This is a genomic window from Streptomyces arenae, from assembly GCF_022343545.1.
In the GTDB taxonomy this organism is placed as follows: domain Bacteria; phylum Actinomycetota; class Actinomycetes; order Streptomycetales; family Streptomycetaceae; genus Streptomyces; species Streptomyces humi.
This window is the reverse complement of sequence record NZ_JAKQYH010000010.1, coordinates 40,829-66,085: the sequence shown is the minus strand read 5'-3', so window position 1 is coordinate 66,085 and position 25,257 is coordinate 40,829. Positions and strand designations below refer to the sequence as shown.

At 72.6% G+C, this 25,257-nt stretch carries 19 protein-coding genes; 11 read left to right on the top strand and 8 right to left on the bottom strand.

The window, feature by feature from the left end; translation table 11 throughout:
• Positions 1-77 precede the first annotated feature (77 nt).
• Both MB828_RS05160 and MB828_RS05155 read right to left on the bottom strand, forming a co-directional pair.
• Positions 78-1,652, bottom strand: a complete 1,575-nt coding sequence (locus tag MB828_RS05160) for a M48 family metallopeptidase (RefSeq protein ID WP_301647115.1) — start codon at positions 1,650-1,652, stop codon at positions 78-80.
• A 242-nt stretch (positions 1,653-1,894) separates the two neighbouring features.
• Positions 1,895-3,472, bottom strand: coding sequence for a bifunctional 3-(3-hydroxy-phenyl)propionate/3-hydroxycinnamic acid hydroxylase (locus MB828_RS05155; protein WP_301647114.1), 1,578 nt, complete (start codon positions 3,470-3,472; stop codon positions 1,895-1,897).
• A 122-nt stretch (positions 3,473-3,594) separates the two neighbouring features.
• On the opposite strand from MB828_RS05155, the gene MB828_RS05150 reads away from it, so the two are divergent.
• The 6 genes from MB828_RS05150 to MB828_RS05125 all read left to right on the top strand — a co-directional run bounded on the left by MB828_RS05150 (position 3,595) and on the right by MB828_RS05125 (position 13,964).
• The gene (locus tag MB828_RS05150) at positions 3,595-4,644 is read left to right on the top strand and encodes an amidohydrolase family protein (RefSeq protein WP_301647113.1); all 1,050 of its coding nucleotides are present in this window, start codon (positions 3,595-3,597) and stop codon (positions 4,642-4,644) included.
• Between the two features lie 129 nt (positions 4,645-4,773).
• Positions 4,774-5,970 (top strand): EfeM/EfeO family lipoprotein, encoded by a 1,197-nt coding sequence (locus tag MB828_RS05145; protein ID WP_301647112.1) that lies wholly within the window; start codon positions 4,774-4,776, stop codon positions 5,968-5,970.
• Positions 5,967-7,229 carry an iron uptake transporter deferrochelatase/peroxidase subunit gene (gene efeB / locus MB828_RS05140; RefSeq protein ID WP_301647111.1) on the top strand — a complete coding sequence of 421 codons (1,263 nt, stop codon included), beginning with the start codon at positions 5,967-5,969 and terminating at the stop codon, positions 7,227-7,229. Before MB828_RS05145 ends, efeB begins: the two co-directional genes overlap by 4 nt.
• A gap of 210 nt (positions 7,230-7,439) precedes the next feature.
• Complete coding sequence (locus tag MB828_RS05135) at positions 7,440-9,275, top strand: phospholipase C (RefSeq protein WP_301647110.1); 1,836 nt, start codon at positions 7,440-7,442, stop codon at positions 9,273-9,275.
• 194 nt (positions 9,276-9,469) lie between these two features.
• The gene (phsA, locus tag MB828_RS05130; protein WP_301647109.1) at positions 9,470-11,344 is read left to right on the top strand and encodes an O-aminophenol oxidase PhsA; all 1,875 of its coding nucleotides are present in this window, start codon (positions 9,470-9,472) and stop codon (positions 11,342-11,344) included.
• Between the two features lie 265 nt (positions 11,345-11,609).
• Positions 11,610-13,964: a SpoIIE family protein phosphatase gene (locus MB828_RS05125; RefSeq protein ID WP_301647108.1), complete on the top strand. Its 2,355-nt coding sequence runs from the start codon at positions 11,610-11,612 to the stop codon at positions 13,962-13,964.
• 12 nt (positions 13,965-13,976) lie between these two features.
• Here MB828_RS05125 and MB828_RS05120 read toward each other — a convergent pair whose 3' ends face one another.
• From MB828_RS05120 to MB828_RS05095, 6 genes are all read right to left on the bottom strand, one after another.
• Positions 13,977-14,255: a hypothetical protein gene (locus MB828_RS05120; protein WP_301647107.1), complete on the bottom strand. Its 279-nt coding sequence runs from the start codon at positions 14,253-14,255 to the stop codon at positions 13,977-13,979.
• 23 nt (positions 14,256-14,278) lie between these two features.
• Entirely contained in the window at positions 14,279-16,117 is a 1,839-nt protein-coding gene (locus MB828_RS05115; protein WP_301647106.1) for a M1 family aminopeptidase, read from the bottom strand.
• A gap of 160 nt (positions 16,118-16,277) precedes the next feature.
• A complete protein-coding gene (locus tag MB828_RS05110; RefSeq protein WP_301647105.1) occupies positions 16,278-16,877 on the bottom strand; it encodes a hypothetical protein in 600 nt (199 codons plus the stop codon).
• Positions 16,874-18,580: a PHP domain-containing protein gene (locus MB828_RS05105; protein WP_301647104.1), complete on the bottom strand. Its 1,707-nt coding sequence runs from the start codon at positions 18,578-18,580 to the stop codon at positions 16,874-16,876. Before MB828_RS05105 ends, MB828_RS05110 begins: the two co-directional genes overlap by 4 nt.
• A 225-nt stretch (positions 18,581-18,805) precedes the next feature.
• Positions 18,806-20,998 (bottom strand): catalase/peroxidase HPI, encoded by a 2,193-nt coding sequence (katG, locus tag MB828_RS05100; protein WP_301647103.1) that lies wholly within the window; start codon positions 20,996-20,998, stop codon positions 18,806-18,808.
• A 38-nt stretch (positions 20,999-21,036) separates the two neighbouring features.
• On the bottom strand, positions 21,037-21,471 hold the full coding sequence (locus tag MB828_RS05095) for a Fur family transcriptional regulator (protein ID WP_133022904.1): 435 nt from the start codon (positions 21,469-21,471) through the stop codon (positions 21,037-21,039).
• A 194-nt stretch (positions 21,472-21,665) separates the two neighbouring features.
• Between MB828_RS05095 and MB828_RS05090 the strand changes: the two genes are divergently transcribed.
• The 5 genes from MB828_RS05090 (at position 21,666) to MB828_RS05070 (ending at position 25,254) form a co-directional block, all read left to right on the top strand.
• The gene (locus tag MB828_RS05090) at positions 21,666-22,019 is read left to right on the top strand and encodes a hypothetical protein (RefSeq protein WP_301647102.1); all 354 of its coding nucleotides are present in this window, start codon (positions 21,666-21,668) and stop codon (positions 22,017-22,019) included.
• Positions 22,016-22,654: a class F sortase gene (locus tag MB828_RS05085; RefSeq protein ID WP_301647101.1), complete on the top strand. Its 639-nt coding sequence runs from the start codon at positions 22,016-22,018 to the stop codon at positions 22,652-22,654. The genes MB828_RS05090 and MB828_RS05085 overlap by 4 nt, the downstream gene beginning before the upstream one ends.
• Before the next feature lie 104 nt (positions 22,655-22,758).
• Positions 22,759-23,250: an RNA polymerase sigma factor gene (locus tag MB828_RS05080; protein ID WP_301647100.1), complete on the top strand. Its 492-nt coding sequence runs from the start codon at positions 22,759-22,761 to the stop codon at positions 23,248-23,250.
• Positions 23,234-23,731, top strand: a complete 498-nt coding sequence (locus MB828_RS05075) for a hypothetical protein (RefSeq protein WP_133022900.1) — start codon at positions 23,234-23,236, stop codon at positions 23,729-23,731. The genes MB828_RS05080 and MB828_RS05075 overlap by 17 nt, the downstream gene beginning before the upstream one ends.
• A gap of 395 nt (positions 23,732-24,126) precedes the next feature.
• Positions 24,127-25,254, top strand: a complete 1,128-nt coding sequence (locus tag MB828_RS05070) for an acyltransferase family protein (protein ID WP_301647099.1) — start codon at positions 24,127-24,129, stop codon at positions 25,252-25,254.
• Positions 25,255-25,257 lie beyond the last annotated feature (3 nt).

Here is a 25,257-nt window from a genome sequence, read left to right as displayed (position 1 = left end):
GACCGCATTCGTGAACGTGGCGTCGAGTTGAGGCGGGCGGGGATCGTTCCATTGCCCGGCAGCCTGCCGCACGGCGGCTATGCGGAGACGCGGTGGGGGCCGGAGAGTAGGGCGCGCAGCGGCGCGGTGTCGGGTGTGTCGGCGACAGCCGCGTCGACGGCGTCGTCCATGCCCTTCTCCCACGCCTCGGGCAGAATGAGCCCGGGCCGCCCCGACCAGGCGATGTCCGGTTCAGCCTGTCCGGACTCGGCGAGGCGCAGGTGGACCATGCCCGCGAGCCCGTCGAAGACCCTGGGCCGAATGAAGTTACGGGCGGACGGCCCGGTAAGTCGCGCCGCTTGATGCGGTTTGGGCATGCGGTCGGCGACCGCCGTCCACAGCAGGCCGCGGTCGAAGGCGTCGAGTATCTCCTCCAGGTCCGGCAAGAGGTCGTTGGCCGCTTCCTCGGCCGTGGAATCTCGGCGTACGGTCGCCGTACCGTCCGCGCCTTGCGTCGATGAGCGAAGCGCCCTGGCCACGGCGACGCGCAGCGGCCGGGACCAGCCCGCGGCGTCGGCGACCGCGCGGGCCATGACGAGGTCGTCCCAACTCATCCGCCGCAGCCCCGCCGCCTCCTGCGACAGCGTTCGCGCCTCCAGCGCGGCGAACACCATGCCCGGGTCGCGCAGCAGGGTCAACCCGCCTGGCCCGTCGGCTGATTCATCAGGCCGGCCATCGCCGGGCAACTGCTCGACAAGGGCGATCCGTTCGGCCAACGGCGGGTGCGAATCGTACGGGTGCGGGCGCGGCGGACGCTGCCCGGCGGAGAGCGCAGCGAGCCGCTCTCCAGTTCGAGCGGCGAGCAACCGGCAGAAACCGCCGTGCACCTCGCCCACAGGCGGCAGTACTCCCAGCGGCCCACCCATTCCGGCGTACGTCTCCAGGTAGTGGGTGTACGCGCCAGTGAGCACCGGAAGGGCACGTAGTGCAGCGGCCGTCGCGTCACGGCCCGCGTGCCGGGCCGCCATCCGGTCCGCGGCGAGCTCCTGGTGGCGAGCCACGGACTGCGAAGCACGCAGGAACATCCGGGCGTAGCCGACGTACAGGGCTCCTACCGCTTGGTGCAGCCGGGTGCTGCCCTCCTGGAGAACCTCCACCGTGTGCAGCACTGCTTCCCGACCGTGCATCGCGACACCACCGAGCCGGGTGTCAAGGTTGCCGTAGTGCCCGAACTCGTGGGCGAGAACGGCGCGCAACTGCGGGACGGTCAGCCCGGCGATCAGCGGCAGGCCAAGGAGCATACGGCGTCGCCCCTGCAGGAGTCCCAACAGACGGCTTTGTTCGGCAACGCCCGCGTTGACCTCGGCGACCAGGTAGAGCTCGTCCGGCGGCCGCTGCCCCGTCCCATCGGCAGCGGCTCGTATCTGGTCCCACAGCTCAGGCTGGTCCTGAGGAGTGACGGCCACCGCGTGTGGCAACGAGCCCAGACGTCCGGCCCGCAGAAAGGCGAAGATGCCCCGCAGAACGGCCACTGCCAGCAGCACGGTGACGGTCAGGACGGCACCTTCGAACCAGGCCGCCCGGGCGGTGAACAGCCGTGTCACCAGCAGCCAGTCGAGCACCGCCATGGCCGACAGCAGGACCACGCCCATCAGAAAGAAGCCGACCAGCAACGCGAACGCGCGAACAGCGCGCAGTCGAATCGTCATTGAGAATCCCCCACCCACATGCTTCGACAGCCGAGGCCAAAGCGCTCGCGGATCCTACCCGCAGCCTCCCCGAACAGGTGGAGGGTTCCGTTACCTGGCGGTGTCCGTCGGGGCTTCGGCAGGCTGAGCCGGTGAGGACACGGGTGCGGCCGAAGGTCCCCCGGGCTTTTGGTGTCACGGGCTTCCGGTGTCACGGGCCTTTGGTGTCACGGGCTTCGGGTGGGGAGGGTGAACCCTGGTGGGGGTGGGGGGAGGTGGGCTGCTGCGGGGGCGGCCGCGTAGACGTAGGCGTCCGGGCGGAGGGCGACGGTGGTGGCGCGGTGGGCGGTCAGCCATGGCAGCAGCACGCCGTCGCTGTCGACGACGGCGCCCTCGGCCGGGTCGGAGCCGGCCGGGCGGACCGCCAGGGCGGGGACACCGGCCCGCTCCCAGGCGGGCTGCGGGACGAGGGGCCCGGTGTGCAGGAGCAGCCAGCGGCCGGCGAGGACGTCGTCCAGCCGGGCCCGGGTGCCGTCGGGGGCGGTGACCCAGGGCTGCGGGATCTGGTGTCCGGACGCCTTGGCGCGCGGGCGGGCCTGGAGGCCCTCGGCGTAGGACGCGACCGGTATCCAGTGGGCGTTCACCAGCCGGGAGGTGAGGGCCGACGCGGTACGGACCGCACGTAGCGCGGTGTCCCTGATCCGGGCGACCGCGGGCCTGCGCTCGGTGATGATCCGGCCGACGAACACCGCGCGCCTGGTGATTTCCCTGACGTGCGGCTTGCGTTCGGCCTCGTACGAGTCGAGGACCGGCTCGGGCAGTTCGCCACGCAGCACGGCGGCCAGCTTCCAGCACAGGTTGGCCGCGTCGCGCACCCCGGCCGCCATGCCCTGGCCGATCCACGGCGGCATCGCGTGCGCGGCGTCCCCGGCGAGGAAGACCCGGCCCACCCGGAACCGGGCGGCGAAGCGCACGTGGTGGCTGTAGACGGTGGCGCGCAGGATCTCGATCTGGTGCGGGGCGATGCCGTACCGGGCCACCAGGTCGTGGATGGCGTCATGGCCGGTCAGGTGTTTCTCGTCGTCGCCGGGCAGGACGGGGAACTCCCAGCGGTGGTGGCCGAGCGGGGTCGGGCAGTCCACGGCCGGACGCTCCGGGTCGCACCGGAAGCGGAGCCGGTCGTGACCGGGCCACGGTTCGAGCATCCTGGTGTCGACGACGACCCAGCGGTCCTCGTAGGTGCGCCCCTCGTAGCCCACGTTGAGCTGGGCGCGGGTGAGGCTGGAGCCGCCGTCGGCCGCGATCACGTACCTCGCGCGCAGCCGTCGCAGCCTGTCGTCCGCGCCGGCGACGGTCAGTTCGACGCCGGTACTGTCCGCGGACTGGCGGAGCCTGAGGCATTCGTGCCGCAGCAGCACCCGCACGTTCGGGTGGCGCTCGACGCCCTCGCGCAGGACCTGTTCCAGGGCGGGCTGGTAGAGGAACATCTGCGGCGGATGGCCGTGGCCGCGCGGTGCGGGGCGGGCGCTGAGGAAGGTACGGCCACGGGCGTCGACGAAGTCGAGCGGCCGTTCGGCGAGCATGTCCCGCTTCAGCCGGTCGGCCAGGCCCGCCCGCTGCCAGATCCGGATGACCTCCTCGTCGGTGGAGATGGCCCGGGCCCGCGCGTAGACCTCCTCGTCCCGCTCCAGCACGACGACGCTCAGCCCCAGCGCGCCCAGCAGGTTCGCCGCGGTCGCCCCGGTCGGCCCGTAGCCGATCACCGCCACGTCGTAGGTGCTGTTCTCAGCGCTGGTCTCACTCACCGGGCCACCTCATGCCGTCCAGTCCCGCCGCATTGCTGTAGCGTTTGCTCCAATTGGAGCAGCCGTTACGGTAAGCGGGCCGTCCGAGGACGGTCAAGTGCCGTCACGACGGGAAGGCAGTGATGACCAGCACCGCGCGCCGCATCGACGTCCACCAGCACCTGGTGCCGCCCCTCTACCGGGAGGCCCTCGACCGGCACGGGATCACCGAGGCGGGCGGCCGCGCCCTGCCCGAGTGGAGTCCCGGCGCGGCCCTGGACGTGATGGACCTGCTGGGCACCGAGACGGCGATCCTGTCCGTCTCCACCCCCGGCACCGGTTTCCTCACCGATCCCGGTGAGGCCGCGGCCCTGGCCCGGCGGCTGAACGACTTCTCCGCCGCCCTCACCGCCGGACATCCCGGCCGCTTCGGCTGGTTCGCCACGCTGCCGATGCCGGACGCGGCCGCGTCGGCGCGCGAGGCCGAGCGGGCCCTCGGCGGCCTCGGTGCCGACGGTGTCACGCTGCTCGCGAACATCGACGGCGTGTATCTCGGGGCCGACGGGCAGGACGCCCTGTGGCGGGTCCTGGACGAGCACGGCGCCGTCGCGTTCGTCCACCCGGCCGAACTGCCCGGCCCCGCCGTCGAGGGCATCCCGCCGTTCGCCGCGGACTTCCTCCTGGACACCACCCGCGCCGCGTATCTCCTGGTCCGGAGCGGGGTGGTGCGCCGGTACCCGCGGATCCGGTTCGTCCTCAGCCACGCGGGCGGTTTCGTGCCGTACGCCTCGCACCGCATGGCCGTCGCCCTGGCCGCCGACACCGGGCGCAGCCCCCTCGACATCCTGGACGACCTGCGCGGCTTCTACTTCGACACCGCGCTCTCCGCGAGTCCCGCCGCGCTGCCCACGCTGCTCGCCTTCGCCCGTCCCGGGCACGTCCTGTTCGGCAGCGACTGGCCGTTCGCGCCGGCCGCCGCCGCCCAGTACTTCGCCAACGGCCTCGACAGCGGTACCGACGCCCGCACCCTGGCGGCCGTCGACCGCGGCAACGCCGAGGCCCTGTTCCCGCGCCTCGCCGACGCCCCCGTCCCGGCTCCCGCGGCACGTCCGCTCACGGCACGGCTGCGCAGGTCCGCACAGCGGGCGGGCGCCCGGGCCTTCTTCAGGATCGTGCAGCCCGGCGCCGACTGAGGAGGGCGTCCGGATGCCGGGTGAACCGGCAGGGAACTCTTGGTCATGGGTTCCTTTGGACGGCCGTTCGAGAACGAAGGGCTGCCTAGCATGAGGCGATCACGAACGGTACGACCCCGGGAGCTCGGGATGGTGTTGTCCGGCCTCGGCGGGAGGTCGTCGCGTCCCTGGGCGGTCGTCGGTGTGGCCGTCGTCTGCCTGGTGGCCGGAGTGCTGGCGCTCACGCACGATCCACGCCCGGCGCACGCCGACCCGTCCGCGCTGCCGCACACGACCGTGGAGGTGTCCCCCAGCCGCTGCGGACGGGGATGGACCACGCCGGTGTCCGGTGTCCAGGTCTTCGACCTGCACAACCCGACCGACGGCCCAGCGGAGGTCCTTTTGGAGGACCCGGGGAGCCGGGTGGTCTACGGCGAGGTCGAGGACATCGGCCCCGGCACCACCCGGGAGCTCACCGTCCGCCTCGGCAGGGGCGCGTTCGCGTTCAAGTGCGTGCCCGACGACGCGGACGCGGTGACCGGGCCCACGGTGCGCGTCACGAAGGGCCGCAGCGGTCCGGCCGCGGCCCCGGTCACCGAGCACGACCTGATCCCGCCCGCGCTCGCCTACCAGAAGTGGGTCGGCACCGGCCTGTCCGAGGTGGTACGGCTGACGACGGCCCTGCGGGACGCGATCGACCGCGGCGACCTGCCGGCCGCCCGCACCGCGTGGCTGCCCGCGCACCTCCAGTACGAGCGGATGGGCGCGGCCTACGACGCCTTCGGGGACGCGGACGGGGCGGTCAACGGCACCGACGCGGGGCTGCCCCGCGGGGTGCACGACCAGGACTTCACCGGCTTCCACCGCGTCGAGTACGGGCTGTGGCACGGCGAGTCCGCCGCCGGTCTGCGCGCCCCGGCGGCCGCCCTGCTGAAGGCGGTCACCGCGCTGCGCGACAGCTGGGCGGGGACCCGGATGGACCCGGCTCAGCTGGGGCTGCGGGCGCACGAGATCCTGGAGAACACGGTGCAGTTCGAGCTCACCGGCCGGACCGACTACGGCAGCGGCAGCAACCTCGCCACCGCTCGCGCCAACCTGGACGGCACCGAGCAGGTACTGTCCCGGCTGCATCCGGTGCTGGCCGGGCGGTACACGGGTCTGGCCGGTCTGCGGAGCGAGTTGGACCGGGCGGGCAGGACGCTCGACGCGTTCCGGCACGGCGGCACCTGGACCCCGCTGACCGGGCTGAGCCACCGGCAGCGCGAGCGCGTCGACGCGGTCCTCGACGACCTGGTGGAGCGGCTGGCGTCGGTGGCCACCCTGTGCGACCCACGGAGGACGGTGTGAGCACCGACGAGAAGGCGGGCACGGGCGGGGTCGGCCGCCGCGGTTTCCTGCGCGGCGCGGCCCTCACGGGCGCCGGACTGGCCGCGGGCGGCGCGGCCGCCCCGGCCCTGGACAGCGCGGCCGCCCCGGCCCAGGACAGGGCGGCCACCGCCACCGCCGAGGCCGTCGCGTCCTTCCACGGACCCCACCAGCAGTCCGTGATCGCCGCGCCCCGGCGCACCACCGTGTTCACGTCGTTCGACGTGACGGCCGGGGACCGGGCCGGACTGACCGACCTGCTGCGCACGCTCACCGAGCGCGCCCGCTTCCTGACCTCGGGCGGCACCCCTGACCCGGTCGGCATCACCGCGCCGCCCGCCGACTCCGGCATCCTCGGCGGGCGACTCCCCGCCAAGGCGCTGGCGGTGACCGTCGGCGTCGGCGCCTCCCTCTTCGACGACCGGTACGGACTGGGAAGGCTGCGGCCCCGCCGGCTGACCACCATGCCGCCCTTCCCGGACGACGACCTGAGGCCCGAGTGGTGCCACGGCGACCTCAGCCTCCAACTGCACGCCGACGACACGGACACCGTGCTGCACGCGTTGCGTGACATCGCCCGGCACACCCGGGGCGGCATGCAGGTCCGCTGGCGGATGGACGGCTTCGCCGGTCCGCCCCGGCCGTCCGGCACCCCGCGCAACCTGCTGGGGTTCAAGGACGGCACCGCCAACCCGCGGACCACCGCCCGTGAGATGGACCGGCTGGTGTGGGTCGGCGCGGACGCGGGCGAGCCGGACTCGGCGGTCGGCGGCAGCTACCAGGTGGTGCGGCTGATCAGGATGCTGGTGGAGTTCTGGGACCGGGTCTCGCTCAGCGAGCAGGAGCGGATGTTCGGCCGTTCCCGTGAGTCCGGGGCGCCCCTGGACGGCGACGCCGAGCACGACACCCCCAGGTACGCCGACGACCCCAAGGGGGACGTCATCCCGCTGGACGCGCACATCCGGCTGGCCAACCCGCGCACCACGGCCACCGCCGACCAGCGGATCCTGCGCCGCGCCTACAACTACGACCGGGGCATGGACAGCAACGGCAACCTCGACATGGGTCTGCTGTTCAGCTGCTACCAGCAGGACCTGGCCCGGCAGTTCGAGACCGTGCAGAAGCGGCTGGCCGGGGAACCGCTGGTCGACTACGTCTCACCGTTCGGCGGCGGGTACTTCTTCGCGCTGCCCGGTGTACGGGACACGGCGGACTGGTACGGACGCGCGCTCTTGACCTGAACTTGGGCACCCGCTGGAACCGAGCTTGTTCGAACAACTCCCCGGCAGTTCGCTGGGCCGATCGGTCAACACACAGTCAAGATCTGCCCCAGCATCCCTGACCCGGTGTTCATTCCGCCGCCATCATGACTCCGCCGGGACGCCCGGCGGCGGGCGAAACATCCCTGCCTGTACGACGCAGTGACGTTCATGCCCGGAGGGTGAACCAGCATGGCCAGCACAGGAAGACGAACGGCGACGAGGAGCCTCGGGGCTCTCGCGGGGGCCGCCGCGCTCACGGTCCTCGGCGGTACCGCGCCCAGCTGGGCCGCCGTACCCGCCGGACACACCGGCGGGTCGTCGTCGACCGCGACGCCCATCAAGCACGTGGTCGTGCTGTTCGACGAGAACATCTCCTTCGACCACTACTTCGCGACCTACCCGAAGGCCGCGAACACCGACGGCACGAAGTTCACGGCCGCGAAGAACACGCCGAAGGACGTCGACACCCTCGCGCACGCCGGGCTGCTCACCAGGAACCCGAACCAGTACCTGCCGAAGCGGCTCACCCCGGCGCAGGCGATGACCTGCGACCAGAACCACTCCTACGGTCCCGAGCAGCTGGCCTACGACGGCGGCAGGGCCGACCGGTTCGTGCAGAACACCGAGGTCGACAAGTGCTCCGGCGGCCTGTTCGGCGAGCCCGGCCTGGTGATGGACTACTACGACGGCAACACCGTCACGGGGCTGTGGAACTACGCCCAGCACTACGCCCTCAACGACCGCTCCTACAGCTCGGTCTACGGCCCGTCCACGCCCGGCGCGCTCAACCTGATCTCGGGTCAGACGCACGGCGCGGTCTCGGTGGACCCGGTCACCGGCAAGCAGACGCCGACCCCCGACTCGTACGCGATCGCGTCCCCGGACGCCAAGGGCGTCGGCACGGTCGTCAACGACCCCGACCCGGCCTTCGACGACTGCTCCGACAAGGACCACACCAGCACCAGCGCGCTGGCGGCGCTACAGGGCAAGAACATCGGTGACCTGCTCAACTCCAAGCATGTGACCTGGGGTTGGTTCCAGGGCGGCTTCCGTCCGTCCACGGCGTACAACGGCACGTCCGGCTCCTACGCCAAGTGCGACACCACGCACACCAACGTCGGCGGCGCGTCCGTGGTGGACTACAGCCCGCACCACAACCCGTTCTCGTACTACAAGTCGACGTCCAACCCGCACCACGTGGCGCCGAAGAACGTGAACGAGATCGGTCACGACGGCCAGGCGAACCACAACTACGACCTGACCGACTTCACCGCCGTCGCCAGGGCCGGCAAGCTCCCGGCCGTCAGCTTCCTCAAGGCCGGCGAGTACCAGGACGGGCACGCCGGGTACTCCGACCCGACGGACGAGCAGCACTTCCTCGTCAACGAGATCAACACCATCCAGAGCTCGCCGCAGTGGAAGTCAACCGCGATCGTCGTCGCCTACGACGACTCCGACGGCTGGTACGACCACGCCTACGTCACGCCCCGCAACGGCTCCAAGGACACCACGGCCGGCTCCAACGGCAAGGCCCTGGACAGCGCGGCCTGCCAGTCCGGCCCGGCCGCGTCCGGCGGGTACGCCGACCGCTGCGGCCCCGGCACCCGGCAGCCGCTGCTGGTCATCTCGCCGTACAGCAAGGTGAACAAGGTCGACCACACGCTGACCGACCAGGCCTCGATCACCCGGTTCATCGAGAACAACTGGCGCACCGGCCGGATCGGCGACCACTCCTTCGACGCCACCGCGGGTTCCCTGAACGGCATGTTCGACTTCAAGCACCCCAACGGCAAGCAGGTGCTGCTGAAGTCGGACGGCTCCGTGAAGTCCGTCGGCCCGATCCGCCACGTCGCTCCGGTCAGCACGCGGATCACCCCCGGCCCGGCGCTGGTGGACACCGCCGCCACCACCGGCTCCGGCGGGTTCCCGGCGGTTCCGGTGACCCTCGGTGCGGGCGCCCTCGTGGCCGCCGGCGCCACGGGCACCTACCTGACGCTGCGCCGCAGGCAGCGCGCCACCGCCTGACGCCCACCGCGTCCTGACACCGCTCGGCACGGTCCTCCTCCCCGGACCGTGCCGAGCGGTGTTCCCACGCGCCGACGATGGCTGGAACCAATCACCCATTCGGGCGGAACGGGGCATTCCTGGAACGTCGGCGCGACCTCGGGAGTCCTGTGGGGTGAAGGAACAGACCACAGAACACACGGGGGTGTTCGACCTTGACCGACATCATCGAAAGGACCACCGGGAGCGACGCGGGGGAAACCGCGCCGACGCCCGACGAACTGGCGCCCTACACGGCGCCGCTGCCCGTCCCGCCGGTCCTGCGGCCCGGCGGCGCGGACGTCCTGCGCGAGACGGAGATCGCGCTGCGCCCGGCCTGGATCCGGCTGCACCCGCAGCTCCCGCCGACCCTGATGTGGGGATACGACGGGCAGGTGCCGGGCCCCACCATCGAGGTGCGCCGCGGGCAGCGCGTCCGCATCGCCTGGACCAACCGGATCCCCGAGGGCAGCGAGTATCCGGTCACTTCGGTGCAGGTGCCGCTGCGCACGGACGGCCGGCCGCAGGCGAGCACCGAGCCGGGCCGCGAGGGCGTCGAACCGGACAAGGACGTCGCCGCCCTGCCCGCGTGGACGGTGACCCACCTGCACGGGGCGCAGACCGGCGGGGGCAACGACGGCTGGGCGGACAACGCCGTCGGCTCCGGCGACGCCCAGCTCTCCGAGTACCCGAACGACCACCAGGCGGTGCAGTGGTGGTACCACGACCACGCCATGAACATCACCCGGTGGAACGTGCACACCGGCCTGTACGGCACCTACCTCGTCCGTGACGACGAGGAGGACGCCCTCGGACTCCCGTGCGGGGAGCGGGAGATACCCCTGCTGCTCGCCGACCGGAACCTGGACACCGACGAGGACGGCCGGCTCAACGGGCGGCTGCTGCACAAGACGGTGGTCGTCCAGCAGCAGAACCCGGAGACGGGCAAGCCGGTCTCCATCCCGTTCACCGGCCCGTACACCACGGTCAACGGCCGTATCTGGCCGTACGCCGAGGTGGCCGCAGGCTGGTACCGCTTCCGGCTGGTCAACGCGTCCAACGCGCGCATCTACGAACTGGTCCTCGTCGACGAGGACGGCAACCCGGTGCCGGGCGTCCTGCACCAGATCGGCAGCGACGGCGGGCTGCTGCCCCGCCCGGTGCCGGTCGGCTTCGACGCCGCGCTGCCCACGCTGACCGCGGCCCCGGCGGAGCGATTCGACCTGCTCGCCGACTTCCGGGGCCTGGAGGGCCGGAAGCTGCGGCTGGTCAACAAGGGCCGCAACCAGCCGCCGGGAGTGCCGGACCCGGCGGGTGACGTGCGCTACCCCGCCGTCATGGAGTTCCGGGTCGGCTGCGCCGACGAGCCCGACACCTTCGAGCTGCCGGAGGTGCTCTCCGGCTCCTTCCGCCGGCTCACCCACGACGTCCCGCACGGCCACCGGCTGATCGTGCTCACCCCGCCCGCCACCAAGGGGGCCGGCGGCCACCCGGAGATCTGGGAGATGACCGAGGTCACCGACCCGGCCTCCGTCCAGCTCCCCGCCGACGGCGTCATCCAGCTCACCGGGGCGGACGGCACCACGAAGACGTACCGGCGCACCTCCCGGACCTTCAACGACGCGCTCGGCTTCACCATCGCCGAGGGCTCCTACGAACAGTGGAGCTTCCTCAACCTGGCGCCGATCGTCCACCCGATGCACATCCACCTGGCGGACTTCCAGCTGCTGGGCCGCGACGCCTACGACGTCTCCGGCTTCGACCCGGCGACGGGCGGCACCGTCGAGCCGATCGCGTACGACGCGGCCACCCGGCTCCCGCTGGCGCCGAACGAGCTCGGGTACAAGGACGTGTTCCGGGTGCCGGGCGGTCAGGTCCTGCGGGTCATGGGGAGGTTCGACGGCGCGTACGGCCGGTTCATGTACCACTGCCATCTCCTCGAACACGAGGACATGGGCATGATGCGGCCCTTCGTGGTGATGCCCGAGGAGGCGATGGCCTTCGACCACGGCGCGGCCCACGGCGGCCACGGCGCGGATCACACAGGCTGAGCCGGTACGACGGGGTCACACGGGCTGACCCCGTCGTACGGTCCGCGTCGGCCCGTACCCGCTGGATACGATGATCAAGGTCACCTTCCGGGGCTGTCGCACACCGTGACGGCCGCCGCGGCCCGCTGCGTTGACCTGCGGGGATTCGTCGGTGTCCGCTGCTGGCGCGGTCACCCGCCGGGCGGCCGCGGCCGGACCCCGGGTGTGCGGTTGTCGTCCGTCGTGCGGCACGGGATGCTGAGGGGGCACGGAGGGAAGCGGTGCCATGGATCGTTTTCCGCACGCGGCCGACGTCGACTTCCACAGCCCCCTGGATCTCTCGAAGGCCGCCGCCGCGGTGCTGGACGCCGAAGGCCGCGTCTCCGGGTGGGGTGCCTCGGCGCAGCGCCTCCTCGGCCATTCCCCCGAGGACGTGCTGGGCCGGTCGGCCGCCCGGCTGGTGGCGCCGGGACAGCGGCTGTCCGCTCTCTGCCGGGCGCACCACCCCCGGAGCACGGTCCTGGACCTGTGCTGCCGGGACGGACGCACCCTGCGCGCGGCCGTGACGGTCAGCCCGCTGTCCGACCGGGGCGGCGCCGCCACCGTCGTCGTCGCGGCGGATCTGGCGGCGTTGCGGGGCTGGGAGGCGCAGCTGGCGATGTTGCAGGGGCTGGCCACCGAGTCGACCGTGGGGCTGACCGTCTTCGACACGGACATGAACGTGGTGTGGGGCAACGCCTCCACCGACATGGAGCTGGCGGGGGTCGCACAGTACGTCGGCCGGCCCGCGAGCGACCTCTTCCCCGAGGGCGAGTTCATCTCCCGCCACCATCCTCCGGACGAGGACCAGGTGATGGCGCACGTCCTGGCGACCGGGGAGCCGATCCTGGGCATGCACTACCGCGGCCGGGCCCCCGCCGACCCGGTCCGTGAGCACGTCTGGTCCTGCTCGTACCACCGGCTGGTGGACGCCCGGGGCGAACCGCTGGGGCTGTTCGAGGAGTCCCTGGACGTCACCGACCGCTACCGGGCCCAGGAGCGGCTGTCGCTGCTCGTCCGCGCGGGCAAGCGGATCGGTGCCTCGCTGGACGTCCGCCGGACGGCCGCGGAGCTGGCCGACGTGGCCGTACCGCAACTCGCCGACGAGGTGCTGGTGGACCTGCCGCCGGCGGTCATCGAGGGGCGGCAGCCGCCGACGGGCTCGGCTCCGGGGCACAGTCTGCTGCGGATGCACGGCCGGACCCCGGAGGAGTTCCGGACCAGCCCCGTCTCCTACCCGCCCACGTCACCGCAGGCCCAGAGCCTGGCCACCAGCCGCCCCGTCGTCGACGCCGGCCAGGCCGGCGGCGGGTCCCCCGGCCGGTGCTCCAGTCTGTTCGTCCCGCTCCTCGCCCGTGACGCGGTCCTGGGCCTGGCCACCTTCCGGCGCAGCAGCAACCCCGACCCCTTCGGGCCCGAGGAGCAGGCTCTCGCGGTGGAGCTGGCCGAGCGGGCCGCCGTAGGCATCGACAACGCCCGCCGGTACACCAGCCAGCACGCGGCGGCCCTGGTGCTCCAGCGCAGCCTGCTGCCGCAGCGGCTGCCGGAACAGAGCGCGGTCGACGTGGCGTACCGCTACCTCCCCGCCGACAGCCGGGTGGGCGTGGGCGGCGACTGGTTCGACCTGATCCCGCTGTCCGGTGCCCGGGTCGGGCTGACCGTGGGTGACGTGGTCGGCCACGGGGTGCACGCGGCGGCGACCATGGGCAGGCTGCGCGCCACCGTACGGACGCTGGCCCTGCTGGACCTGGACCCGGCCGAGCTGCTCACCCGCCTGGACGGTCTGGTCGCCCTGGACTCGGAGCCCCACGGGGACGACGGGCTCAGCGACGAGGCGCTCGGGGTGACCTGCCTGTACGCGATCTACGACCCGGTGAGCGGCCGGTGCGTCTGGGCGAGCGCGGGCCATCCGCCGCCGGTCGTGGCGGACGCGAACGGCTCGGTGGCGCTGTCCGCGCTGGCACCGGGGCCGCCCCTGGGCCTGGGCAGCCTGCCCTACGAGAACGTCGAGCTGAGCCTGTCGAACGGCAGCGTGGTGGCGCTGTTCACGGACGGCGTCGTGGAGGACCGGCGCACCGACATCGACAGCGGGATCGACCGGCTCGCCCATGTGCTCACCTGGCAGCGCTGCCCGCTGGAGGAGCTGTGCGACCGGGCGATGGCGACGCTCCCGCCGGGGCCGCAGGCGGACGACGCGACGCTGATGCTCGTGCGTACCCGGCGGCTCGACACCCGGCAGGTGACGGACCTGGAGCTGCCGCCCGACCCGGCGATGGTGGCCCGGGCCCGTACGGACACCGAGCGCCAGCTGGACCGCTGGGGCCTGTCCGACCTGTCGTTCACCGCCGAACTCGTGGTGAGCGAGCTGGTCACCAACAGCATCCGGTACGCCACCGGGCCGGTCGTGCTGCGCCTGATCAGGGACCGCTCGCTGCTCTGCGAGGTCTCCGACAACGCGCACACGGCCCCGCATCTGCGGCGGGCACGCCGGGACGACGAGGGCGGCCGGGGCCTGTTCCTCGTCGCCCAGGTGTCCCAGCGCTGGGGCACCCGGTACACCTCGTCGGGGAAGACGATCTGGGCCGAACTGGCCATCCCCTGACGGCCGCGGCGATCAGCTCCCGGCCGTCTCGGGCCCGGCCGTCAGCACCCACCAGTACTTGGCCAGGTCGGGCGGCCGGTACGCGAGCGGGATCGCCGTGGCGAGGACCCGCACGTGCAGCAGGTCGCGGCGCACCGCCCCGCGCGGCGGCGCGGGCGTGGCGTCCGGGGTGGCCGACACGGGGGCGGCCGGCAACCGCTGGTACGTCGCGCGGGGAAGGGCGAGCGCCAGGGTGATGGCACCGGGTGTGCGTCGACGACGTGGGACGGCCGCGGGCTGCGGCCGTCCCACGCGCGGGTGGCGGACCGGACCGGTCAGCCCTCGATGCGGTGGGTGGTCCAGAACGACGTCAGGTCCGTGCTGGTGGCCGCCTGGGCCGCCGCCTTGAACTCGGCGGTGGTCGAGACGCCGTACCAGTGCGAACTCGCGTAGCTCTTCAGGAGGTTGGTCATGGCGGTGTCGCCGATCAGGCGGCGCAGGTCGTGCAGGGCGCACTTGCCGTAGCCGTAGACGACGGTGGAGTAGCGGGAGGAGTGCGCGTCCCAGTACGCCATGGAGTTGGTGATCTTCTCGGCCGACGAGGCCCAGGACACGCTGTTCCAGCAGTTGGTGCCGGTCAGGCCCTGCGCCAGGTCGGTGGCGTAGTCGGTGAACGCCTCGTCCAGCCAGGGGCTGTTGTACTCGTCGTCGCCGACGATGCCGTACCACCACTGGTGGCCGATCTCGTGGGTGAGCGCGGTGGTGCTGACCAGGTCGAGGACGAAGCCCGGGTACTCCATGCCGCCGAACCAGAAGTTGTTGTCGATGACGGCGTCCAACTCGCCGTACGGGTAGGCCCCGAAGCGGCCGGCGTGGGCGTCGACCGCCGACTTGGCGGTGGTGAGCATCGACTGGGCGCTGGAGGAGCTGATGCCCGAGACGGAGTAGATGTTGATCGGGACGCCGCCGGGCGAGGTGCCGGAGATCTTGCTGAACGGACCGGCCGCCCAGGCGAAGTCACGGACCTTGGAGGCGGTCGCGGTGGTGACGGTGCGGCCGCTGGTGCCGGGGGTGTCGACCGAGGTGCCGGTGGCCGGGACCAGCAGGCTGCTGGGGTGGTCCAGGGTCACCTTGAAGTCGGCGGCCAGCGAGTAGAAGGACTCGCCGTTGTTGGTGTACGGGTCCAGGTGCCAGCCGGAGCCGTCCCGGACCGCGAGGACGGGCAGCGCGTTGCCGATCATGCTGAACGCGCCGTCGTAGCCGAAGCGGTCGGCGCCGCTGGGGACGGTGATGCCGAGGTCGAAGCCGATCGTGGTGCTCTGGCCCTGTGCGAGCGGGGTCGGCAGGGCGATCTCCAGTGCCGTGCAGGCGACCGAGAGGGCCCCCGCGGTGCCGCCGGTGACGTTGCTGACGGTGATCGGCGGGGCCGAGCAGGTGCCGTGGTAGTTGTCCCACAGCCGCAGGTAGATCTCGCTGAGCGCGGTCGCGGAGGCGTTGGTGAAGGTCACGCTCTCGTGGCCGGTCCAGCCGGTGCCGGAGGAGTTGCTGGTCAGGCTGACGGTGTACGACGGTGCGGCCGGGGTGCGGGTGGTGTCGCCGGGGGTGGTGGCGGCCGAGGTGTCCAGGGCGACGTCGTCGACGACGAAGCTGGTCTGGAGGCTGGAGTCCTCGGTGCCGGTGAAGGCGACGGTGACGGTCTGGCCGGCGAACGCGGACACGTCGAAGGACTTCTTCACGTACCCGGTGTTCTTGTCCAGGTTGGAGTAGGTCGCCAGGGTGGTGCTGCCGATCTTCGCGGTGAGCTTGTCGTACGCCGTCGAGGAGGTCGTCTCGGCGGTGTCGACGTGCAGCCAGAAGGTCAGGGTGGCGGCGCATCCGGACGGGACGGTGACGCTCTGCGAGAGCGTGTCGGTGTGGGTGCCGCCGGTGCCGTCCAGCCAGGCGAAGCTGGAGCCGCCGTGGGCGGACTGGCCGGAGCGGCTGGTGATCACGCTGGTCGAGGACTGCGTCCAGGGTGAGGTACCGCTCTCGAAACCGCCGTTGGTGATCAGCTGGGCCGGTGTGCAGGCCGCCTGGTCGGCGGCCGACGCCGTACTGCCGGGGAGCAGGGCCGCGGTGAGTGCCGCGACGGCCGACGCGATGGTCACGAAGGCCTTGTGGGGGGTCGATCTCACACGAAACTCCTCTACGCCGGCCGGGATTCCGGCCTGCTCGGAGACCGCCCGCCCGACAGGGGTGTGCCGGGGAGCGGTCACGGGTCACGCGCTATGAGTGGTGCGAGTCGGAAGCCTGACAGATTTGACCAGGCCATGTCACTAAGGGATTACCCGCGGGTCAGATGTGGTCCGCGCAGCACGGGGTCGGATCGGGCACCTCGAAGGGGGCCAGCAGTCCGCCGGCCGCCGGCATCAGGGCGAGGGTGAGGACGCCGTCGCGCCACTCCGGGCGTACGTGGTCCTGGGTCAGCACCCCGGCGGTGGGCGGGAGTTCGGCGGCCGGGGCACCGAGCACGACCAGGCGCTCGACGGCGGTGCGGTCGAGCAGGTCCGCGACGGTGACGGTGCCGGTGAGATGGGCCACGCCGGGGTAGACCACCGCGCGGCCGGAGGCGGGGGGCGCGAGCGCCGCGCCGCGGGCGGCGGCCACCGCCTCGCCGGGGCCGTGGACCCGGTCGGCCAGGACCAGGCCGGCGCCGGCCGGCAGCAGGGCCGGCAGTTCCCGCCACACCGCGTCCGGGTCCGGGACGTCGAGCGACACCGCCGTACCCCGGCGGTCGTCGGTGCGGTGCAGGTGGGTGCAGGCGAACACGCCGTCGGTGAGCGCCAGTTGCGCCAGCAGCTCATGGATGAGGTGGTCGGCCTCCCGCAGGGTCGCCGAACCGGCGTCCACCCCGATGACGGGGCGGACGCCGGGCGGGTGGTGCGGGGAGGTCATGCGGGCAGGACCCACATCGGGTTGGAGTAGAACCAGAGGTCCTTCCACGGGTCCGCGTCGCCGAGGACGTCGATGGCCGGACCCGCCGGGTCCACGGCGGCGCCGTTGACGCCGACCGCGGAGCGGTTGCCGTCGGTGCCGCGCAGCCGGACGTAGACGGGCTTGTCGAGGCGGCCGAGGGAGTACGTCAGCCGGACCGCGCCGGTCGACTTGTGCACCTCGAAGGACTTCACCACCTTGGTGGCGGGCGTGGCGAAGGTGTCCCGGTCGCCCACCTCGCCGGTGACGTCACCCTGGATGACGTCGACGCGGGCCAGACTCGGCACGAACTGGGCCCAGTTGGGGCCGTTGGCGAGGCTGATCTCCACGACCAGGTCGACCTGGCTGCCCTTCTTCACCGGCAGCACACCGCCGAGGGTGACCGCGCGGGAGCCGGCGCGCAGTTGCGCGTTCAGGCCGCTGATCAGGCCGCCGTGGTCGACCCAGACCCGGCCGGCCCGGATGCCGTCCATGACCGACTGGTAGGAGAAGGAGGCGGCGCCGACGTGGGTGCGGGAGTACTGGCCGGGCCAGAAGTCGGTGTCGGTGAGGCTGATGCCGGTGCCGTAGACCGGGTCCTCGTAGCGGCCGTTGGCGGTGAAGTCACTGTTCGGCCCGCGCACCGCGGTGTCCGCGTACACATTGTGGGAGTCCGAGTTGGCGGTGATCCACCAGGGCTTGCCCTCGGCGAGGAGGCTGTCCCACAGGCCGCCGACGGTGGCGGTCATCCAGTCGAAGCCGCCCCAGGTGCGGTAGCTCTCCAGCGGGTAGGCGGCGAACGAGTCGGCGCTCGGGCTGTTGTCGTAGATGCCGCGCGCGGAGCCGGGGCCGTTCGGCTTGGGCAGGCCGCCCGCCTGGTGGCCGGGGGCGCCCTCCATGCCGACGGCGATCGAGGGCTGGGCGTCGCGCCAGGCGCGGATCTCGTGCGGGGAGTCGATGCCCTTGCGCGCCGGGTGGTTGGCGAGGAACAGCGCGTCCCTGACCTTGCGGCGCCGCACCTGCTCGGCGAGGAAGTCGAGGCCGGAGATGGCCAGCGCCTCGTTGGCCGCGGTACCGGCGGAGGCGCCCTTGACCGAGCCGTCGAAGGAGTTCTCGAACTCCTTCAGGACGGCGACCTCGTTCTTGCCGGGGTGGACGAAGACCGTGCCGTGCTCGGCGGCCGGGATGTTCCACTCCAGGCCCTGGAAGACGAGCGTGTCGTCGATCTGGTCCCGGGCCGCGACGATGTCCGGGTTGACCTTCTCGACGCCTATCTTGGCGTGCGCCTCGCTGCCGTGGTCGGTGATGACCATCCAGTCCAGGCCGTGCGCGTTGGCCTGCCGGACGTGGTCGAGGACCCGGTACTTGGCGTCGGAGCTGTACTGGGTGTGGATGTGGTGGTCTCCGGCGAGCCACAGGTAGCCGCCGGACCGGCCGTTGCCGGAGTGCGAGGAGGAGACCGCCGCGGCGGCCTGGCCCGCGCCGGCGAGGACGCTGCCCGCGGCGAGCCCGGCGCCGAGCAGGCCGGTGCGGCGCAGCATCGAGCGGCGGGAGAGCTGACCGGGCGTCAGCTCCTCGTCGGGGACCGACAGATCGAGGGCGGGCGGCAGCGACGTGGGAGCGTCGCCGTCCCCGTGGTGGTGATGGTGGTGGTGACCGTGGTCGTGGCTGTGACCGTGACTCATGCTCGTACTCCCGCGGGCGGCCGGTACGGGGGGTGACTCAAGGACGTGCAGAGTCTGCGAAGGCCGCGTGAACAACGGGAGTCGGGGTCATGGTGGAGTAAAGAACGACTCATGTGCAGCGCACTATGCGGTGCTGCCGGCGGGGAGTCGGCCAAGGGCCCGTGAAGACGGCGATGCCCGGGCCGGCTCACGAGGAGCCGGCCCGGGCATCAGGCCGGGGGCCGGTCAGACCAGGTCGAACCGGTCCGCGTCGGCGACCTTCGTCCAGGCGGCGACGAAGTCCCGCACGAACTTCTCCTTGGCGTCGTCGCTGGCGTAGACCTCCGCGACGGCACGCAGCTCGGAGTTGGAGCCGAAGACCAGGTCGGCACGGGTGCCGGTCCACTTGACCGCGCCGGTGGCCAGGTCACGGCCCTCGAAGGTGGTCTGGTCCTCGGAGGTCGACTTCCACTCCGTGCCGTAGTCGAGCAGGTTGACGAAGAAGTCGTTCGTCAGCACGCCCGGGGTCTCGGTGAGGACACCGTGCTTCGACTGGCCGTGGTTGGCGCCGAGCACGCGCAGACCGCCGACCAGGACGGTCAGTTCGGGGGCGCTGAGGCCGAGCAGGTTGGCGCGGTCGAGGAGCAGGTACTCGGCCGGCAGGCGGTTGCCCTTGCCGAGGTAGTTGCGGAAGCCGTCCGCGCTCGGCTCCAGCGCCGCGAAGGACTCGGCGTCCGTGTGCTCCTCGGTCGCGTCGACCCGACCCGGGGTGAAGGGCACCTCGACGTCGACACCGGCGTCCTTGGCGGCCTTCTCCACGGCGGCGGCACCGCCGAGGACGATCAGGTCGGCCAGGGAGACCTTCTTGGCACCGGTGTTGAAGTCGCGCTGGACGCCCTCCAGGACACGCAGGACCTGGGCGAGCTGGTCGGGGTCGTTGACCTCCCAGCCGCGCTGCGGCTCCAGGCGGATCCGGGCGCCGTTGGCACCGCCGCGCTTGTCGCTGTTGCGGTACGTCGAGGCCGACGCCCAGGCGGTGGAGACCAGCTGCGAGACGGTCAGACCCGAGTCGAGGAGCTTGGCCTTGAGGGCCGTGACGTCGGCGGCGTCGATGGTCTCGCCCTCGGCCTGCGGCAGCGGGTCCTGCCACAGCAGGGTCTCCGCCGGGACCTCCGGGCCGAGGTACAGGGACTTCGGGCCCAGGTCACGGTGGGTGAGCTTGTACCAGGCGCGGGCGAACGCGTCGGCGAACTCCTGCGGGTTCTCGTGGAACCGGCGGGAGATGGGCTCGTAGATCGGGTCGAAGCGCAGCGACAGGTCGGTGGTGAGCATCGTGGGCAGACGCTTCTTCGACGGGTCGTGGGCGTCGGGGATGATCGCCTCGGCGTCCTTGGCGACCCACTGCTTGGCGCCGGCCGGGGACTCGGTCAGCTCCCACTCGTAGCCGAAGAGGATGCTGAAGAAGTCGTTGCTCCACTGGGTGGGCTTGGTGGTCCAGGTGACCTCCAGACCACTGGTGATCGCGTCGCCGCCCTTGCCGGTGCCGTAGGTGGACTTCCAGCCCAGGCCCTGCTGCTCGATCGGCGCGCCCTCGGGCTCGGCGCCCACGTGGTCCGCGGGGCCGGCGCCGTGGGTCTTGCCGAAGGTGTGGCCGCCGGCGATCAGCGCGACGGTCTCCTCGTCGTTCATCGCCATGCGGCGGAACGTCTCACGGATGTCGCGGGCCGCGGCGATCGGGTCCGGGTTGCCGTTGGGGCCCTCCGGGTTGACGTAGATCAGGCCCATCTGGACGGCGCCGAGCGGGCTCTCCAGGTCGCGGTCGCCGGTGTAGCGCTGGTCGTCGAGCCAGACCTTCTCGGGACCCCAGTAGACGTCGTCCTCCGGCTCCCAGACGTCCTCGCGGCCGCCGCCGAAGCCGAAGGTCTCGAAGCCCATCTGCTCCAGGGCCACGTTACCGGTGAGGACCATGAGGTCGGCCCAGGAGATGGACTGGCCGTACTTCTTCTTGACCGGCCACAGCAGCCGGCGGGCCTTGTCCAGGTTGCCGTTGTCCGGCCAGCTGTTGAGCGGGGCGAAACGCTGCTGGCCGGCGCCGGCGCCGCCGCGGCCGTCGGAGATGCGGTAGGTGCCCGCGCTGTGCCAGGCCATCCGGATCATCAGCGGGCCGTAGTTGCCGAAGTCGGCCGGCCACCACTCCTGCGAGTTGGTCAGCACCTCGGCGATGTCCCGTTTCACGGCCGCGAGGTCGAGCGCCTGGAACGCCGCCGCGTAGTCGAAGCCCTTGTCGAGGGGGTTCGCGACGTCGGGGTTCTTGGCAAGGATCTTCAGGTTGAGCCCCTCGGGCCACCACTGGCGGTTGCCGCCGCCCTGGGTGGGGTGCGGGGCGCGGTCGTGCGCGACCGGGCACTTGCCCGCGGCGTTCTCCTGGGTCTCGGACATTGGGGGGAAATCCTTCCGGAAGGGGCGGATCGACGTTCTCAGGAACTGACGGTGGAACAGGCGGGGCACAGGCCCCAGTAGATGACCTCGGCCTCGTCGATCGCGAAGCCGTGGTCGTCCGAAGCGGTCAGGCACGGGGCGTCACCGACCGCGCAGTCGACGTCGGCGACGGCACCGCACGACCGGCACAGCAGGTGGTGATGGTTGTCGCCGACGCGTCCCTCGAACCGGGCCGGGCTGCCGGCCGGTTCGATACGGCGTATGAGTCCGGCCGTGGTGAGCGCGTGCAGCGCGTCGTACACGGCCTGGAGCGATATGTGGCCCACGCGGTCGCGGACGCCCGAGGCGATGGTCTCGACGTCGAGGTGGTCGCCGTGGCGGACGGTCTCAAGGAGCGCGACACGGGCGGCCGTCACCCGCAGGCCGGCACCGCGCAGCTCATCGGCGGTCGTCGGGGGCTGGGATGCGGTCATGGCGACAACCTAACCTCAAAGACTCGAATGATTCAAGAAAACAAGCTAATCAAGTCTGGCCAGGTGGCCGCCCGGGCATCCCGCGAGGGACTTTGCCTTCTCTTTACAACCCGTCCCGGAGCCGGTTCGTCTCTCCGCTCGATCCGTTGTCCAGCCCGCCCGACCACGGCGGGCCGACGAAAGAGAGCATCCTCATGCGCCGAACCGTCCTGAGCGCCACGGCACTCGCCTGCACCGCCGTGCTGGGCGCCACCGTGCCCGCCTTCGCCTCCGGCACCGCCCCCAGCCCGGTCGCCAGCGCCGCGCCGACCACCGCCCCCTCCCCCGTCCCGTCCGAGGCGAGGTCCGCCGCGCCCACCCCCGCGCCGGCCCGCGACCGGGGCCAGGTCGCGCGGGTGCCGCAGGGCGCCCCCGACACCGGGGTCACCGAGTCGTCCTCGGGTTCCGGTTCCGACGGCACGCTGATCGGCGCCGGCGCGGGCGCCGTGGTGCTCGCCGCGGGCGCCGCCACGCTCGTCGTCCGCCGCCGCCGGGCGACCGGGGCATGACCCCGCTCTCCAGGCGCGCCCTCCTCACCGCCGCGACGGCCTCGCTGCTGGCGGGCTGTGCGGGGCAGGCACCGCACCGGGCGGTCACGACCGCACCCCGGCAGCAGCCCCCCGGACCGTCCGCCACGCCCGCCGGGTCCACCACGCCCGCCGGGTCCGCCACGGCGACACCGCTCGGCCGGTCCGCACCGGTCCGGCTGCGGGTCCCGGCGATCGGGGTCGACACCCCGTTGCTGCGGCTGGGCCTCGCGGTCGACGGCACGGTGCAGGTGCCGCCGGTCACCGCGCACGACCGGGCGGGCTGGTACCGCTACTCCCCCACTCCGGGGCAGGCCGGTCCGTCGGTGATCCTCGGCCATGTCACGGTCGGCGCCTACGGCGACGGCGTCTTCCGCCGCCTCGCCGAGCTGCGCCGGGGCGAGCAGGTCGTGACGCGCCTGGAGAACGGCAGGTCGGCGGTGTTCACCGTCCGCGAGGTCCGTACGGTCGCCAAGTCCGCGTTCCCGACGAAGGACGTGTACGGGGACGTGGCCCGCCCGGAGCTGCGGCTCATCACCTGCGGCGGGCCGCGCGGCGGGGACGGCTACCTCGACAACGTGATCGTCTTCGCCTCGCTGACCGGCACCGCGCCCTGACCCGCCGGACGGACGCGGGACCGGCGGAACGTCCGCCGCCGGTCCCGCATCCTCCCCGGTGGGTCCTTCCGCACCCCGCACCTCTCCCTCGACCCTGGAGAACGTTGAAACGGTCCCGTGACACGGCGGCCTCCGAGCTGTTCGCCGCCCTGTACCCGCGCCTGGCCGGCTGGTGCCGCCGTCTGGTCGACGACGACGAGACGGCGCACGAGGTCGCCTCGGAGGCGTTCACCCGGCTGTGGGCCCGGTGGACGAAGGTGGAGGAGCCGCGCGGCTTCCTCTACGTCACCGCGGCCAATCTCGTCCGGGACCACTGGCGCAAGCTGGAGCGTGAGCGCCGGGCGGTGCGCCAGGTCGGCTCGGAGGCCGCGACCCGCCCGCACGCCGAGCAGGCGGACCCCTCGGTGCGGCTGCTGGTGCAGTCGCTGCCGGAGCGACTGCGCGTCCCTATCCTGCTGCACTACTACGCTGACATGCCGATCCGGGAGGTCTCCGCACTGACCGGCCGCAAGGAGGGAACCGTCAAGGCCGATCTGCACGCGGCCCGAGAACTGCTCCGCGTCCATCTGAGGAGAAGCCTTGACCACACGCTTTGACGACGAGCCGGAGTTCGACGGCCCGGACGATCCGCTCGCCGTCATCCTGCGCCCGCCCGCCGCCCACCTCGGTCCGCCACCGGGCCGCTACGAGGAGGTACGGCGCGCGGCGGGCCGCCGCCGGCTGGTCCGAGCGGCCGCCGGGGCCGGCCTGACCTGCGCCGTCGCCGCCGGGGTCGCCCTGTCGCTGCATCTGACGGCGCCCTCGGCGCCCGTCTCTCCCCGGCTGCCGCTCGCACCGCCGGCCGCCAGTCCGACGGCCCCGCCGCACCGCTCGACGTCCCCGGCACCGGCCGACCCGAGCCCGAGTCCGAGCGTCGCGCCGACGCGCGGCGGCACCTCGCAGGAGCCCACGCCCGAACGGCCGGCCCGGAGCACCGCGCAGCCGTCCGCGCGGGAGCGGTCGTCGTCCCCCTCGACGGCACGGGACGCACCGTCCGAGAGCCGGCCGAGCGCCGTCGCCACGTCGCCCCGCTCCTAGGGCCCGCCGGAGACCCACCCGGAGCCCCGCCCGGGATCCCACCCGGAGCCCCACCCGGGGTCTTACCCGGAGCCCCGCCCGGGGCGCCCTCGCGGGGTCAACGCGTGGAGGGGTGGCTCACACGTTCGTGCGCCCGGGTTTCGGCGCGCCGCACGGGGCCCGAAGGCACGGGCCACGGCGTCGCGCCGGGTGCCGCGGCGCCCGGCGGGGGCCACGGCGCGTGTCGGCCGTCCGGGTAGGGTCGCACCCGCCCGTCCGGCCCCGGCGGCGGCCCGTATGGCCGAGGCCTTCCCTCGGCGTTGGTGTGATGTTTCGTCCGTGGCCGGAGTGAAAGGTGTGGAACGGGCAACGCTCCGTTTCATGCTCCACGCGCGAAACCCCCGGCAGGTGACCAGATGACGACGGCGACGCAGGCTCCCTCGACCGCTCCGGCCGCCGCGCCCCCGTCCCCCGCCGCCCAGTCGTCCGCCCCGGCACCGGCACTGCCGTCCCTCACCGGCCTCAGATGGATGGCCGCGGTGCTGGTCTTCGGGCTGCACGTGCACAACTTCCGCTACTTCGGCGGGACCGGCGGCCGGCTGGTGTCCTGGGGGTTCGAGGCGGGCGCCTCGGGGGTGTCGTTCTTCTTCATCCTGTCCGGGTTCGTCCTGATGTGGTCGGCGCGGCCGGGCGACCGGGCACCGCGCTTCTGGTGGCGCCGCGTCGCGCGGATCTACCCGGTGCACCTGGTCACCGTCGTCCTCGCGCTGGTCATGGCGTTCACGCTGCCCCGCCAGCCACGGCCGACCCTGCCGCAGGGACTCGCCGACGTCTTCCTGGTGCACTCCTGGTGGCGCCCCTGGTGGCAGACGCTGGACCCGGTCAGCTGGTCGCTGGCCTGCGAGGCGTTCTTCTACGCCGCGTTCCCGCTGCTGGCGCTGCTGCTGCGGCGGCTGGGCGGCCGGGGGGCGACGGCGCTCGCCGCGCTGTCCGTGCTCGCGGTGCTGGCGCTGGCCTGGACGGACGCGCACCACTGGTGGGACCAGCCGATCAGTTCCTTCCCGGCCGCACGGCTGCCCGAGTTCGTGCTCGGCGCGGCCACCGCGCGCCTCGTGCTGCTGGGCCGGTGGCGCGGCCCCGGCCTGGAGGCATCGCTCGCGCTCGCGGTCATCGGCTACTTCCTGGTCCCGCAGGTCACCGACGACTACGCGGCCACCGCCTGCACCCTCATGGGGTTCGCGGTGCTCATCCCGGCGGCGGCCCAGGCGGATCTGCGGGGGCTGCCCTCACTGTGGCGGCGGCGCGGCCTTGTGCGGCTCGGCGAGCTGTCGTTCGCGTTCTACATGGTCCATCTGCTGGTCCTGCGGGCGGGCACCCACCTGCTCGGCACCCGCCCGCGTTTCGACCTGCTCACCGGCACGGCCGCCGCCCTCGTCGCCTTCACCGTGTCGCTGGGCCTGTCCTGGCTCCTGTACGAGGGCGTGGAGGGCCCGGCGCGCCGGCTGCTGCTGCGGCTCCCGGCGCGGCGGAGGGCGGCGGCCTAGCCG